Here is a 14,451-nt window from a genome sequence, read left to right as displayed (position 1 = left end):
CTCAGTGGGCTCCGGCGTCGTGGATGACGCGCGAGACGCGTTCCAGCTCGTCGCCGGACATCTGGTGGAAGAGGGGCAGGATGAGGGTGGCCTCGGTGAGTCGTTCCGTGACCGGTAGCGGAACGTCGCCCGTGTCGCGCCCGGCGTACGCGGGCTGCCGGTGCGCGGCCATGATGCCGCGACGAGCGGAGATTCCCGCCTCGGCGAGCGCGACGAGAAGCCCCTCGCGGTCGAGCGGGTAGTCGGCCAGCACCTCCAGCCACAGCGACTGGAAGTTGCCGGCACCCCACTCGGGGTCATCGACGAGACGAACTCCCCCGACGTCGGCGAGCAGTTCGCGATATCGCGCCGCATTCGCGCGACGACGCTCGACGACTTCGGCGAGTTTGCCGAGCTGCACGAGCCCGACGGCCGCCTGCAGATCCGTCATGCGGAAGTTGAACCCGATCTCGTCGTACTCCTCGGCCGGCGAGACGAGGCTGCCGTGCCGTTCCGCAGCGGAGGTGCTCATCGCGTGCTCGCGGAGCCGGCGTGCGCGCGCCGCCCACTCCGAATTGCTCGTCGTGAGCATGCCGCCCTCACCCGTCGTCAGGATCTTGCGCGGGTGGAACGACCACGCGGCAAGCTCGGCGCCCGCACCGACAGGGCGCCCGCGGTACCGGGATCCGGCGCCGCACGCGGCATCCTCGATGACGACGATGCCCTTCGGGTCGCACACCGCGCGGATCGGATCGAGGTCGACGGGTACACCCCCCTGGTCGACGACGATGACCGCTCTCGTCGCCGGTGTCAGTGCGCGGCGGACGGTTTCGGCCGTCACGTTCCCGGTCATGGCGTCCACGTCGGCGAAGACCGGTCGGGCTCCCACGTAGGTGGGTGCATTGGATGTCGCGATGAACGAGAACGACGGCACGACGACGTCGTCGGCCGGGCCGATGCCCGCGACGACGAGGGCGAGGTGCAGCGCCGTCGTGCAGTTGGACACCGCCACCGCTTCGCGGGCCTGCATCGCGTGCGCGAACGCTCGTTCGAATTCGGCGACCTTCGGGCCCTGAGCGACCCAGCCGGACTCGATGACCTCCGTGACCGCAGCCACCTCTTCGGCGCCCAGCCAGGGCTTCATCACATTGATGCGCGCGTCCACCGCGGTGCTCATGCGGCGCTCGCCGTCGGTCGGCCGGCAGCGATCTCGTGGCGCAGCGGGGTCCACCAGTCGACGAGCAGACGGAGGCCGTCTTCGAGACCGGTGGTCGCCTCGAACCCGAGATCGCGCTTGGCCGCTGACACATCGGCGAGCCGCCGAACGACGCCGTTGACCGCGCGATCCGGGCCATGCTCCACTCCGAGGTCGGAGCCCATGACGCGAAGCAGGGCCTCTGCGAGCTCGAGCAGGCTCGTCTCGGTGCCGCTCGCGATGTTGTACTCGCCGTCGACGATGTCGCTCGTCGCAGCGAGCACATTCGCCCGGGCGATGTCGGGGACGCAGACGAAGTCCATGGTCTGCCGGCCGTCACCGAAGATGAGCGGCGGAAGGCCGTCGGCGATGCGTTCCATCCAGCGCACGAGCACCTCGGTGTAGACGCCGTGCACGTCCATACGGGGACCGTAGACGTTGAAGTAGCGCAGCAGCACGTAGTCGAGTCCGTACATGGCTCGGAAGCTGCGCAGCATCCCCTCGTTGAACGACTTGGCAGCCCCGTAGAACGTGTCGTTGTTGAGGTGGTGGTGCCGCTCATCGGTCGGGAACTGCTCGGCCATGCCGTAGACCGAGGCGCTCGAAGCCGATATCACCTTGGCGACGTGGTGTTCCGCGGCGGCCTCGTAGACGTTGAACGTTCCGTCGACGAGGACCTCGAGCGCGAGTCGCGGCTCCTCGGCGCATTGCGTGATTCGGATCGCGGCCTGATGGAACACCACGTCTTTGCCGCGGGTCAGCTCGTGCACGAGCGAACGGTCACGGATGTCGCCGTCGATGATCGTCGCTCGGCCCGAGGCGAGCGCCGGCTCGAGGTTCGCGCGCCGCCCGCGTACGAGATTGTCGATGATGTCGACGTGAGCGACCCCTGCGTCGAGCAATTGATCGACCAGCGTCGACCCGATCGTGCCTGCGCCACCGGTCACGAGTACGTTCGCGCCCCTGAGCCCGGTCATGCTGCGTCTCCCGCCAGTTCCAGCTCGGACATCGGAGCCGGATCGCCGCCGGCTGCGAGGCTGCGGCTCGCCGCCTCGAGCACTGCGAGCACGCGCAGACCCGACTCACCGTCGGTGCGCGCAGAGCGCCCCTCGTGGATGGCCTCGGCGAACTCGGAGACCATCGCATCGAGGGCCTCGCGCTCGGACAATGCCGGGGCCCACGTGTCGCCGAGCCGGTAGGCGACCGTCGCGGCCCGCCGCTCCAAGCTGTCGAGAACCTGCGTCTGCAGGTCGACACCCCGGTCGTAGACGCTGATGCGTTGCTGGGGGTTCAGGTCATCCCACACGAGGGTGCGCCGCGAGCCGCCGATGATCATCTGACGGACCTTCGTGGGGCTCAGCCAATTGACGTGCACATGAGCGACGGCACCACTCGGCAGCGGCATCGAGAGGTAGCCGATGCACGCCTTGCCTGCACCGAGAGGATCGGCGCCTTGCGCCGCCGCCGCGAGCGGCTTGAGTCCTCCGGGGAGCACGAAATCGATGATCGACAGATCGTGCGGGGCGAGATCCCAGAACACGTCGACGTCGGGCTGGACGAGTCCGAGATTGATGCGCACGGAGTCGATGAAGAGGATGTCCCCGAGCTCGCCCGCCGCGATGAGCTCCCGGACCTTCAGCACGGCCGGCGTGTAGCAGTAGGTGTGATCGGTCATGAGGACGACACCGGCGGCCCGCGCGGCGTCCACCATCTCCCGTGCCTTCTCGCTCGAATCGGCGAGCGGCTTCTCGACCACGACGTGCTTGCCCGCCGCGATGGCGGCGAGCGCGATGGAGTGATGGCTGCGGGCCGGCGTCGCGATGGCGATCGCGTCGATCGAGGGATCATCGAGAACCGCGGCCAAATCGTGCTCGGCGCGAACGGCGACGAAGCGGGCGGCGAGTTTCTCGGCACGGTCGCGGTCGAGATCGCAGATCGCCGCGAGACGCCAATCCGGGCTGTTGCTGAAGTTCCGGGCCAGATTCGGACCCCAGTAACCAGCACCGATCACTGCGACGGATAGGGTGTGCATCGAGGTGTGCTCCTAGGGTTTCGGGTTCGCATCCGGAGCTGCGCCGGCGATCGCGAATGTCGCGGAACGCGTCCGGCCGCCAGCGACGACGTCGCGCGAACTCTCGCACCGATCGCATCGATTCTCCCCGCCGCCGGTTCGAGCCCGGCAGTCCCAATATGGGGGTGGACCGACGCTGCCACCTGCCCAGCCGCTCCGCGGCCCCGAATTGGGGGGAGCAGCATGGCAGTGGCCTGCGATAAGACGGAGGGGATAGCCGCTCCCGAATACTCAGGGCGTCCTCATTACCCGAAACCAGAGGACCCATCGTGACCATTGCCACCTCGACTGAGCCCGAATCCCGCTCGGCCATGCGTTGGCGCCTGCGCCGAATCGTGACCGCCGTGACGCTCACCGGTCTGCTCGCTTCGCTCGGGCTCACCACCGCGACCGTCGCTGCGGCCGAAGGCTGTGCGAACCCCGTCGCGTGCGAGAACGCACTCGCCGGCGCGGATCCGGAGGAATGGGAGATCTCGTCGGGCGCCGGCGATGCATCGATCCAAGGCTTCGCCACCGATATCAGTGTCAACATCGGGAGCCGCATCAACTTCAAGATCGACACCGACGCATCCGCGTACTCGATCGACATCTACCGCACCGGCTGGTATCAGGGCCTCGGCGCTCGCAAGTGGGACTCGGTCTCACCGAGCGCCCCACTCCCACAGCACCAGCCGGAGTGCATCACGGATGCCAGCACCGAAGTCTACGATTGCGGCAACTGGGCCGTCTCGGCAGGTTGGGACGTGCCGTCGAACGCCGTCTCGGGCGTGTACCTCGCGCTCCTCACACGCGGCGACACCGGCGGCCAGAGCCACATCACGTTCATCGTGCGCGACGAATCGAGCACTTCCGACGTGTTGTTCCAGACCTCCGACCCGACCTGGCACGCGTACAACCGTTACGGCGGCTCGAACTTCTATCAGGGCGCAGCGAACGGTCGAGCCTACAAGATCAGCTACAACCGCCCGTTCTCCAATCGCTACCACGATGACGGCCGCGACTTCTACTTCAGTTCCGAGTTCGCCATGGTGCGCTTCCTCGAGCGCAACGGCTACGACGTGTCCTACTTCTCGGGCGTCGACACCGACCGGTACGGCTCGCTGCTGACGAATCACCGAGTGTTCCTCGACGTCGGTCACGACGAGTATTGGTCGGCCGCGCAGCGCGCGAACATCGGCGCTGCACGGGACGCTGGGGTGAACATCCAATTCCTCGGCGGGAACAGCGCGTACTGGCACACGCGGTACGAGCAGTCGGCAGACTCCTCAGCCACGCCGTACCGCACGCTCGTCAGTTACAAGGAGACGTGGTCGAACTCGAAGATCGATCCCTCCGCAGAGTGGACGGGCACGTGGCGCGATCCCCGATACGCGTCGCCGCAGAACGGAGCCGGCCGTCCGGAGAACGCCTTGCTCGGCACGATGTACATGTCCAACTTCTCCGACCTCCCCGTCACGGTCTCCGCCGAAGAAGGCAAGACACGACTCTGGCGCAATACCGGGCTCGAATCGCAGCCGACCGGCACGGCGACCGCGCTGGCGCCGCACACGGTCGGCTACGAGTCCGACGAGGACATCGACAACGGGCATCGCCCGCCCGGCCTCATCCGTCTCTCGACGACCGTCGGGGCCGTCCCCGAATACCTGCAGGACTTCGGGAACACGGTCAAGCCCGGTGCGACGGAGCACCACCTCACCCTCTATCGAGCGGCGAGCGGCGCGCTCGTGTTCTCCGCCGGCAGCATCCAGTGGGCGTGGGGGCTCGACGCCACACACGACGGCGACGGCGCACCGGCCGATCCCCGCATGCAGCAGGCGGAAGTCAACCTGCTCGCGGACATGGGCGCACAACCCGCGACGCTGCAGAGCGACCTCGATCCCGCCTCCCCGAGCGCCGACACGACCGCGCCGACCGCGACCATCACGTCGCCGACAGCGGGCACGACGGTCGCGAACGGTTCGGTCGTCGCACTCTCCGGTACCGCCACTGACGGTGGCGGCGGCCGGGTCGCGGGCGTCGAGGTCTCGACTGACGGCGGGATCACCTGGCATGCGGCGGTGGGCACCACGACGTGGAGCTACGAGTTCGTGCTCCACGGAATGGGTGATCTCGCCGTGCTCGCGCGAGCGATCGACGACAGCGCGAACACCCCGCCGACTGGAGCCTCCGTCGGGCTTCACGTGACCGGGCCGTACACGGCCTTCGGCTTGGAGGTGCCGAAGCAGGTCGACTCCGATGACGCCGCGCCGGTCGAGCTCGGAGTGCGGTTCATTCCCATGGTCGACGGCTTCGTGCAAGGGATTCGTTTCTACAAGAGCGCCGCGAACACCGGCACACACATCGGCTCGCTCTGGGGCCCCGACGGCACACAGCTCGCCACGGGCACGTTCATCGATGAGACGTCGAGCGGCTGGCAGACCCTCATGCTCGCGGCACCCGTGGCCGTGCAGGCCGGAGCGACGTACACGGCGTCGTACTGGGCCCCCCAGGGCCACTATTCGGCCGACGACAACGCCTTCGCCGCCGCGTCCCTCGAGCGCGACCCGCTCCACCTCCCAGGCGGCTTCGGAAGCGCGGCGGCCGGTGTGTACGGAGGACAGGGCCGGATGCCCGTCTCGACGTGGGGCAACACGAACTACTACGTCGATGTCGTGTTCCACACCACGGATGCGTCACCACTCGGGGCGACGTCCCGCTGGCCGCTTCCCGGCTCGGTGAGCGTCGACGCCGACACCACGATCTCGGCAACGTTCACCAAGGCGGTCAGTGAGCACGCGGTGGCCGTCCGTGACCAACTGGGCCACGCCGTCCCCGGCGAGACGAGCTACGATCCGACGACTCGCACGATCACGTTCACGCCTGACAGCGCACTCGACGGTTTCGTGACGTACACGGTCGAACTCTCAGCGCGAACCGCCACCGGGATCCAACTCACGAGCGGCGCCATTTGGGATTTCCGTACCGCGAAACCCGATCCCGTCTCCGGCGCATGCCCGTGCGGCATCTTCTCCGAGTCGACGGTCCCCGGCATCCTGGAGGATCCGGACACGGTGCCGGCTGTGCTCGGAACGGCATTCACGCCGACGACGGACGGCGTCGTGACCGGGGTCTCGTTCTACCAGTCGGTCGGCAACACGGGTCCGCACACGGGAAGCCTGTGGACTGATGCCGGTCAGCAGCTCGCGAGCGGCACGTTCACGTCGGAGGGGACAAGCGGGTGGCAGACCCTGGTGTTCGACGAACCCGTTCCGGTCGAGGCCGGCACGGCGTACGTCGCCGCCTATCGAGCTCCGGCCGGACGCTACTCCGCCACGATCGGCACGTTCTCCTCCCCGAAGACGGTCGGTCCGCTCACTACTGCGGCCTCCGCGGGCGCATACAGCTACAACGGTGATTTCCCGGCGACGCGAAGCACCACGAGTTATCTGGTCGACGTCGTCTTCGAGTCGGCAGCGCCGTCGTTCGCCGTCACCTCGGTGACACCGGCCGAGAACGCGGTCGGCGTTGCCGCCGCGTCGGACGTCTCGGTATCGTTCGGTGCGCCGGCCGCCGAAGGATCGACACTCGGCCTCACCGTGGCAGGTCAATCGGTCGCCGGCGTGCTCGCTTTTTCCTCGGACCGCAAGACCCTCACATTCAACCCTGCGGAGTCGCTGCCGCTCGGCACCACGGTCACGGTCTCGTTCTCGGGTGCGACAGCAGAGAGCGGTGAGGGCAGCGTCCCGGCACGCACGTGGACGTTCACCGTCGTGTCGCCGACGCCCGGGCCCGACCCGGTGCCGGACGGCGCCCTCACGCTGTTCACCGGCGTCACCCCCGCGGTCGCCGCTGCAGGCGACGACTCCGCTTCGGTCGAGCTCGGCATGGCCTTCACGACGACCGTTCGCGGCGAGGTGCTCGGAGTGCGATTCCACAAGGGCGCGGGCAACACCGGCGCGCACACCGGCTCGCTGTGGGATGCCGAGACCGGTGTCGAACTCGCCTCGGTGAGCTTCGTCGGCGAGTCGGCGTCGGGCTGGCAGCAGGCACTCTTCGATGAACCGGTGGAGATCGTGCCGAACCACCAGTACGTCGTGTCGTATTTCGCACCCGCCGGGCACTATTCGTTCACCTCCGGATTCTTCGCGACCGGCGTCACCAACGGACCGCTCGCCGCGGTACCCGATCTCAACGGGCGCTACCGCTACGGTGACGGCACCGCGATCCCGGCGTTCGCGTGGAACCGCACGAGCTACTTCGTCGATGTCGTGTTCGATCCGGCGGAGAACATCGCACCACCCGCAGTGAGCAGTTCGTCACCCGGCGCCGGCGCCACATTGATCGACACGTCGACGACCGTCTCCGCAGTGCTCACGGGCGACGTCGATTCGACGCCGCAACTCGCCCTCGCGGGACCTGGCGGTGAGGTCGCCGGCGCATCCGCGTGGAACTCGGCGTCGTCGACGGTCACATTCACCCCGAACTCCGCGCTCGCCGACGGCGCCACGTTCACGGCGACCGTCACCGTCGGCGGCGAGACCATCGTCGACGGCTCCTGGACCTTCGAGACCGTCGACGTGCCACCTACCGGAGCGATCTTCAATGACGCGACGCCCGCGAACACGTCCTGGAACGACGGGACGACCGTGCAGCTCGGCGTCCGGTTCACCGTGACTGAGACCGTGAGCATCTCGGGCCTTCGCCTGTACAAGGTCGCCGCCGACTCGGCCACCTCGCACCAAGCATTCCTCTGGGGAGCCGACACGAGCGCCCCGATCACCTCCGCCGTATCGAGCGACGAACCGGCTTCCGGGTGGTACACCGTTCCATTCGCATCCCCCGTCGTGCTGACTCCCGGTGTCGAGTACCGCGCAAGCTACATCACGACGACCGGGCGTTATGCGGCCAATGTCCGCGCGCTCATCGGCTCCGTGCAGAGCGGGCCGATCGTCACGGTGCCGAACGGCGGCGTCTACGTCTACGGGGGCGCGACCTATCCGATGGCGACGGCGGGTCACAATTACTGGACGGACATCGTGCTCACGGAGTGAACGTTGCGGGGTCGAACAGATCCGGCTACCGCACGACCGACGGTGACCATGCGTGCTCGATGAGCAGGGCAGGCTCGCCCGAACCGTCGGCGGCGATCGACCAGACGTCGCTGTCGCCGGCGACAGTGGCGCGTGGCAACCCGTAGATGACCGTGTCGTCGTCGAGCCACTCGACCTGGTCGTCGACGCCCCGCGACTCGGGCAGAACCGTCTCCTCCCTCGTCGCGAGATCGAGCACGGCGATCGTCCACTGCGTCTGGGGAGCGTCGCCGGTGATCTTCTTGAACGCGATACGGGTGCCGTCCGGCGAGAGCGACGGACATTCGACGCCATCGTGGATCGCCTCGAGCGTACGGTCGCCGAGGTCGCCGTGCACGAGCCACGTGCGGCCGCCCGAGGCGGCCGTGGCGTAGAACTCGTCGGTCCCCCGAACGAACGTGACACCCCAGAAATTCCGGTCGGCGGCCGTCACGGGCTCGCCATTGACGGTGAAGTCGAAGTCCTCGAGGTTGCCGTGGTCTGTGCCGTCGGAGCCGTGGATCACGGTCGCGGTCGAGAACCCGATCGTCGCGTAGGAGTGGCCCGTGACGAACGCCGTCGACGCCCAGTACCGCGAGTCGTCCGCAACTCGGGTGCGGCTCGGCACGCCCGGCAGTGGCGCTTGCCACTCCGGCCGGAACGTGGCGTCGGTGACATCCCACTCGAACGTCGTGACGATGCCGCGCACGATGCGCAGGCACGAGACGAACCCGGATGTCGCATCCACTCGGTCGCAAGCGAGGTCGTGTACGGCACGCGCCGAGCCCGGCGCATCGGCCCATACGGCGGCGACGAGGCCGTAGTCGTCGCCTGCGGCCGTTGATCGGAACACGATCTGCCCGGACTCGACGCGGTCGAGCGTGGTGGACGGGACCTCGCTCGACGCGTTCGAGCGCGCCTGGAATCGCGCGAACGCCGAGAGTCCGTATGCCAGCGAGCCGCCGAGGAGCGCGACGGCTGCAATGACGACGAGCACCCACTTGAGCCGGGGGCTCACACCGTGCGCTCCGGCTCGGCGGCGTCGACCGGCCCGCGTGCGCCACCGAACAACATCCACGCAGCGACCGGGATCGTGACGGCCAACAGGCACGCGACGATCACGACCGCCTCGGTACGTCCGATCGCGAACCAGAGCACGCCGAAGCCGATCGAGGCGACGAGCCGGGTCAGCGCGACGACGGTCTGTGCGGCGGCGATTCCGCTCGCGCGGGATTCGGTCGGTGTCGCCCGGCTCGCGAGTGCCGCGAGGATTCCGTCGGTCGCCGCGTAGAACGTGCCCAGAAGCACCAGACAGACGATCGTCGTTCCCCAGCCTGTGAAGGGAATCGCCGCGACGATGTACGTCGCGAGCAACGCGAGATGTCCGAGGACGAAGACGCGGGCGCTTCCGAACCGGTCGCTGAGCCGGCCGAGCGGCACGGCGAGTGCGAGGAACACGATATTCGTGCCGACGTACAGCAGGGGAAACCATTCGGCGGCGAAGGAGCTGCGATCCTGCAACACGAGGTAGATGAAACCGTCGCCGACCGTGAGCACGCCGAACAGACCGGCGACGATCAGCACCCGCCGCAAGCGAGGATTCGCGAGGTGTTTCCAGCGGAACGGTGCCGGCGCCGTGTCGACGCCGGCGCCCTCGGCGCGCGGATGCCGGTTCGGTACGAACAGGCCGAGAACGATCACCCCGAGCACCGCGAAGGCGAGGGAGATGACGAAGACAGTCGTGTACCCGTCTGGGATGAAGAGGAGCACGATGAATGCCAGCAGCGGGCCGATCGCTGCTCCGACGGTGTCGAGCATGCGGTGCACCCCGAATGACCGACCGAGGTTCTCCGGCGCGGACGACGCCGAGATCAGCGCGTCGCGCGGGGCGGTGCGGGCTCCCTTGCCGAGCCGGTCGACGACGATGACCGCACTGAGCGCCGCGAATCCGGTCGCGAAGAGCAGGCCGACACGTGCGATCGCCGAGACGCCGTACCCGAACAGCGCGATCCATTTCGGGCTGTCCCCGCGGTCGGCAGCGTAGCCGGCGGCGATGCGAACGACCGCACTCACGCCCTGGTAGAGGCCATCGATGACACCGTAGGCGACGGTCGAGAGCCCGATGACGCCCGTGATGTAGAGCGGGAGGATCGCCGCGGTCGCCTCGGATGAGATGTCGGTGAACATGCTCACGATGCCGAGCGCGATGACCACGGATGACACGCGGCTGCTGGCGACGCGCACTGTGGAGGTTCGTCCGGCCGTCGAGGTCGTGTCGTCCGCACCGTCTGGGCTCGACGATGGATCGCCGTCGGCATCCTGTTCCAGCTTCGCCTTCGCGCGCAGCTCTGAGAATGACAGGTACATGACTAACCTCCCGCCGCGGTCAACGTTCCGAACACCGTGTAGACCGTTCCTCCGGTGTCGCCGGTCACGGTCACGACGAGTGCATCGCCGCCGCGCGTGAAGGAGAGCGCGAGCGAGCCCCCCACGGCCGGCGACGTCGTCGATGTCAGACCGAGCGCTGCGAAGTGCTTGACGTAGAAGTCGAGAATGGCTTGAGGTTCTGAGTCGCTCCGGGCTTCGACGGCCGCCTGCAGACGATCATCCGACGAACTCACGGAACTCGTGGCGATCTCCGATCCCTCGTACACCGCGACCGCCGAGGGAAACCCCTCGACGAGACGCCCGGACTCGGCGGCGTTCGGCGGCAACGGCGCCGAGATCAGCGGCGCGTACTCCACGGGTGCAGGCAGGCCCGTCGTCGGATCGACTGGCGGCAGCACCTCGCTGGCGTCGCCGTCTTCGCCCGACGATCCCGGGGGCTGCGTGGCGTTCGTCTCGGCTGCACGATCGTCGGCACGCGCATCGGCCGACGATGTCGGCTCCGAAGCCGCTTGCGGTGCGGCATCGGCGAGGCGATTCAGGGTGACACCGATCGCCAGGATGAGGACGACCGCGACTCCGACCGCGATGAGCGCATATCGCATCTTCGACGTCATGTGCCCTCCCCTCGTTTCGTGGCTCCGCCGGCACAGACGACGAGACCGGAGCGAGCGCACGAATCGGGACTTCGGGAGTCTGTTCCGCCTCAGTGCTCGATGCGCAGGGTACGCACTCCACGGACTGCGAATACTCTACGAGCGGTACCGATGCGCGCGCTCCCCCCATTTCCGGGGACTCCGGAGCTCGACGCCGATGCAGGAGCGCCGGCCCGTCAGCCCGTCGCGATCGGATGACTCGCAGCACGCGTCATCCGATGCTCGTCTGCGGTGGCTGGACGATGGATCGCTCCGGTCGCACCGGCCGGGCGCCTCGGTTCGAGGTACCGGTGATCGGCGCCGCGCCCGCACGAGCATGGCCAGGCCACCGTTTCATCGATGCCGTCGGCACGGATGAACTCGCGATGAGGGGTTGGGTCGTTTCGTCGCATGGTTTCGGGTTCCCATCTGACTGCGGCATGCGTCGATCGCATGGCCGTCATCTGAGAGACGCGATCACCCGCGAATCATGACGCGGCTTGCGCGAGGAACTCCGAGACGGCAGCGGTGACTCGCTCGCGGGTGATCTCGTCATCAGCCGTGGCCGTGCCATCACCGGGTTGCGCGCCATAGTCGCCGAAGGCCGCGTGGTTCGCGCCGTCGAGCACGACGGTCACGGCATCGGCGGGGAGGAGCTGCGACGCGGCCCCGACCTTCTCGGGAGTGCTCAGTCCGTCGAACTCCGCGACGAGCGACAGGGCGCGCAGTCCCGAATCCGACAGGTCGTTCGCGCAGTAGCTGCCGAACAGGATGATGCCGACGACCTCGGGCGACGCGGCATCCGATGCCTCGGCCGCCATCTGGCACGCGCGAACCCCACCGAGCGAATGGCCGCCGACGTACCATCGCTCGATGCCGGGCGCGTCGGCCGTGAACTCCTCGAGCGGTCGGGTGTCGAAGAACGCGAGATTCAGGGTCGGTTCGGTGATGATGACCGTCGCCCCCGTTTCCGCCACGATCCCGCCGAGCTTCCAGAGGTACGCTGCCGGATCGACCCTCGCTCCAGGGATGAACACGATCCCGACATCGGAACCAGCCTCCGCCGGCTCGATCACGAACGAGTGATCCGTCTGCCGGATCGTGATCTCGGAATCGCGCCACGCCTCGAGCGCGCGGGTGCGCTCACCGGCCATGACCGTGTGCGCCCACGCTGCGAAGATCACGCCGATGAGCACGAGCACGGCGAGCACGCCCACGGCGACGCGTCCGACCCGGCGAGCGATCACAGCCTCACCGGACCGACCGCGCTGGTGCCGCAGGCGCCTGCGCTGATCTCGGCGCGGGATTGAACGTCATGATCCGTCGCTACTCCGCGTCCCGCTTGCCGTCGTCGAGGTCGTCATCGTCGTCATCGTCATCATCGAACTCGTCGTCATCGTCGAGCTCGTCATCCTCCTCGGCGAGGTCGTCGACCCCTACGGCATCGCGCTCGGCATCGCCGCCCGCCGGTCCGTAGCCCTCGTCGCCGCCTGCGAAGCGGTCGGTCGCCGTGATCAACGCGTCGAGGATGCCGGGCTCGTCGAACGAGTGCCCCGCATCGTCGACGATCGTCAGCTCCGCCTCGGGCCATGCCCGGTGCAGGTCCCACGCGGTCATCGCGGGCGTGCACATGTCGTAGCGCCCCTGGATGATGACCGAGGGGATGTCGCGGAGCCGCGAGGCATCCCGAATCAGTTGCCCTTCCTCCCACCATCCGCCGTGCCGGAAGTAGTGGTTCTCGATGCGCGCGAATGCCGTCGCATACTCGGGCGCGGTGAACCGGGCGATGTTCGCGGCCTGCGGCAGCAGGGTGATCGTCGAGGATTCCCACCGCGCCCAGGCGATGGCTGCCGGCTCGTGCACTTCGGGGTTCGGGTCGGCCAGCAGCCGCGCGTACGCCTCGATGAGGTGCCCCCGCTCGAGAGCCGGAATCGGCGCGATGAAGTCCTCCCACAGGTCGGGGAACACCGCAGAGGCGCCGCCTTCGTAGAACCAGTCGAGCTCCTGTCGTCGCAGGGTGAAGATGCCGCGCAGCACCATCTCGGTCACTCGCTCGGGGTGCGTCTGGGCGTAGGCGAGACCGAGCGCGCTCCCCCACGAGCCGCCGAACACCTGCCAACGGTCGATGCTGAGATGGCCGCGCAGGCGTTCCATGTCGGCGACCAGATGCCAGGTCGTGTTCGCCGAGAGTTTCGCTTCCGGTTCGCTCGCATGCGGGATCGACAGTCCGCAACCACGCTGGTCGAAGAGCACGATCCGGTAGCGATCGGGGTCGAAGAGCCGACGATACTGAGGCGTCGTTCCCGCGCCCGGCCCCCCGTGCAGGAACACGACCGGCTTCCCCCGCCGATTGCCCGACACCTCCCAGTAGATGTGCTGGCCGTCCCCCACATCGAGCATGCCGGTCTCCAGCGGCTCGATCTCCGGATACATCTCTCTCATGGCGCCACGGTATCGATCAGTGGATGCCTCCGGCTGATGCCGCGCCGCACCGGGCATCGGCTCACGGCTCGACGGCGCGGGGCGCGCGCCGGAACGGGATCGAGTTGCCGAGGCAGAAGACGACGAGCAGCCCGGCGAAGTACACCGTCGCCCAGACGCCGCGCGGACGTGTCAACCCGAATGCCGGGCCCGCCGCATCGGGTGCGACGACGGCGAAGACGACGACCGGCACCGCTGCAACCAGCCCGGTGAGGAATCTCGCCCATACCGGGCCGACACCCGATAGGGCGTATCCGCCCGAGATCGCGACGAGCGTGCCGGCGATCACCGCGACGGCGGCCATGCCGAGGTCGGCCCACGCACCGACCCCGGTCAGCGCGGTGAGCCCGAAGACGAGGGGCGACAGGGCGAACCAGCGCCGCCAGCGCGGCCCGTTATAGCGGCGCAGGTACTCCGCCCAGCCGAACAGGCCGCCGACGATCGCCGCCGGCGCGAGGATCTGGACGAATGTGCCCGACCATTCGACCGTCGATGCGACGCCCGCGAGCACCGACAAGAGACCGCGGAGGCTTGCCGCCCAGGTCAGCCCGATGACGGCGCCGAGCGCAACCAGCCGCCAAGGTCTGCCGACGCCTCGTTCGATGGATTCATCAGTTGCGCGCATGAACGGCCCTACTCCCCGATCTGCGGCGTGCG

The 14,451-nt window shown here is 68.1% G+C and carries 10 protein-coding genes; 1 reads left to right on the top strand and 9 read right to left on the bottom strand.

The window, feature by feature from the left end; all coding sequences use genetic code 11:
• Window position 1 precedes the first annotated feature (1 nt).
• The 3 genes from AC1C2S_RS12105 to AC1C2S_RS12095 are packed head-to-tail and all read right to left on the bottom strand — an operon-like array spanning window position 2 to window position 3,206.
• Entirely contained in the window at window positions 2-1,156 is a 1,155-nt protein-coding gene (locus AC1C2S_RS12105; RefSeq protein WP_495352774.1) for a DegT/DnrJ/EryC1/StrS family aminotransferase, read from the bottom strand.
• Window positions 1,153-2,151: an NAD-dependent epimerase/dehydratase family protein gene (locus tag AC1C2S_RS12100; protein ID WP_495352773.1), complete on the bottom strand. Its 999-nt coding sequence runs from the start codon at window positions 2,149-2,151 to the stop codon at window positions 1,153-1,155. Before AC1C2S_RS12100 ends, AC1C2S_RS12105 begins: the two co-directional genes overlap by 4 nt.
• Window positions 2,148-3,206: a Gfo/Idh/MocA family protein gene (locus tag AC1C2S_RS12095; protein WP_495352772.1), complete on the bottom strand. Its 1,059-nt coding sequence runs from the start codon at window positions 3,204-3,206 to the stop codon at window positions 2,148-2,150. Before AC1C2S_RS12095 ends, AC1C2S_RS12100 begins: the two co-directional genes overlap by 4 nt.
• 308 nt (window positions 3,207-3,514) lie before the next feature.
• Here AC1C2S_RS12095 and AC1C2S_RS12090 point away from each other — a divergent pair, with 308 nt between their 5' ends.
• Window positions 3,515-8,275 (top strand): DUF4082 domain-containing protein, encoded by a 4,761-nt coding sequence (locus tag AC1C2S_RS12090; protein ID WP_495352771.1) that lies wholly within the window; start codon window positions 3,515-3,517, stop codon window positions 8,273-8,275.
• A 25-nt stretch (window positions 8,276-8,300) separates the two neighbouring features.
• Here AC1C2S_RS12090 and AC1C2S_RS12085 read toward each other — a convergent pair whose 3' ends face one another.
• From AC1C2S_RS12085 to AC1C2S_RS12060, 6 genes are all read right to left on the bottom strand, one after another.
• The gene (locus AC1C2S_RS12085; protein ID WP_495352770.1) at window positions 8,301-9,311 is read right to left on the bottom strand and encodes a TolB-like translocation protein; all 1,011 of its coding nucleotides are present in this window, start codon (window positions 9,309-9,311) and stop codon (window positions 8,301-8,303) included.
• Window positions 9,308-10,660: an MFS transporter gene (locus tag AC1C2S_RS12080; protein WP_495352769.1), complete on the bottom strand. Its 1,353-nt coding sequence runs from the start codon at window positions 10,658-10,660 to the stop codon at window positions 9,308-9,310. The genes AC1C2S_RS12085 and AC1C2S_RS12080 overlap by 4 nt, the downstream gene beginning before the upstream one ends.
• A 2-nt stretch (window positions 10,661-10,662) precedes the next feature.
• Window positions 10,663-11,295, bottom strand: a complete 633-nt coding sequence (locus AC1C2S_RS12075) for a hypothetical protein (RefSeq protein ID WP_495352768.1) — start codon at window positions 11,293-11,295, stop codon at window positions 10,663-10,665.
• Between the two features lie 506 nt (window positions 11,296-11,801).
• Window positions 11,802-12,560 (bottom strand): alpha/beta hydrolase, encoded by a 759-nt coding sequence (locus AC1C2S_RS12070; protein WP_495352767.1) that lies wholly within the window; start codon window positions 12,558-12,560, stop codon window positions 11,802-11,804.
• Window positions 12,561-12,639: 79 nt separating this feature from the next.
• Window positions 12,640-13,755, bottom strand: a complete 1,116-nt coding sequence (gene pip / locus AC1C2S_RS12065) for a prolyl aminopeptidase (RefSeq protein ID WP_495352766.1) — start codon at window positions 13,753-13,755, stop codon at window positions 12,640-12,642.
• Window positions 13,756-13,816: 61 nt separating this feature from the next.
• Window positions 13,817-14,419 (bottom strand): hypothetical protein, encoded by a 603-nt coding sequence (locus AC1C2S_RS12060; protein ID WP_495352765.1) that lies wholly within the window; start codon window positions 14,417-14,419, stop codon window positions 13,817-13,819.
• Window positions 14,420-14,451 lie beyond the last annotated feature (32 nt).

It is taken from the genome of Agromyces sp. Y782, assembly GCF_059445405.1.
Note: the sequence above shows the minus strand (reverse complement) of the source record. Positions and strands in the feature narration are given on the sequence as shown.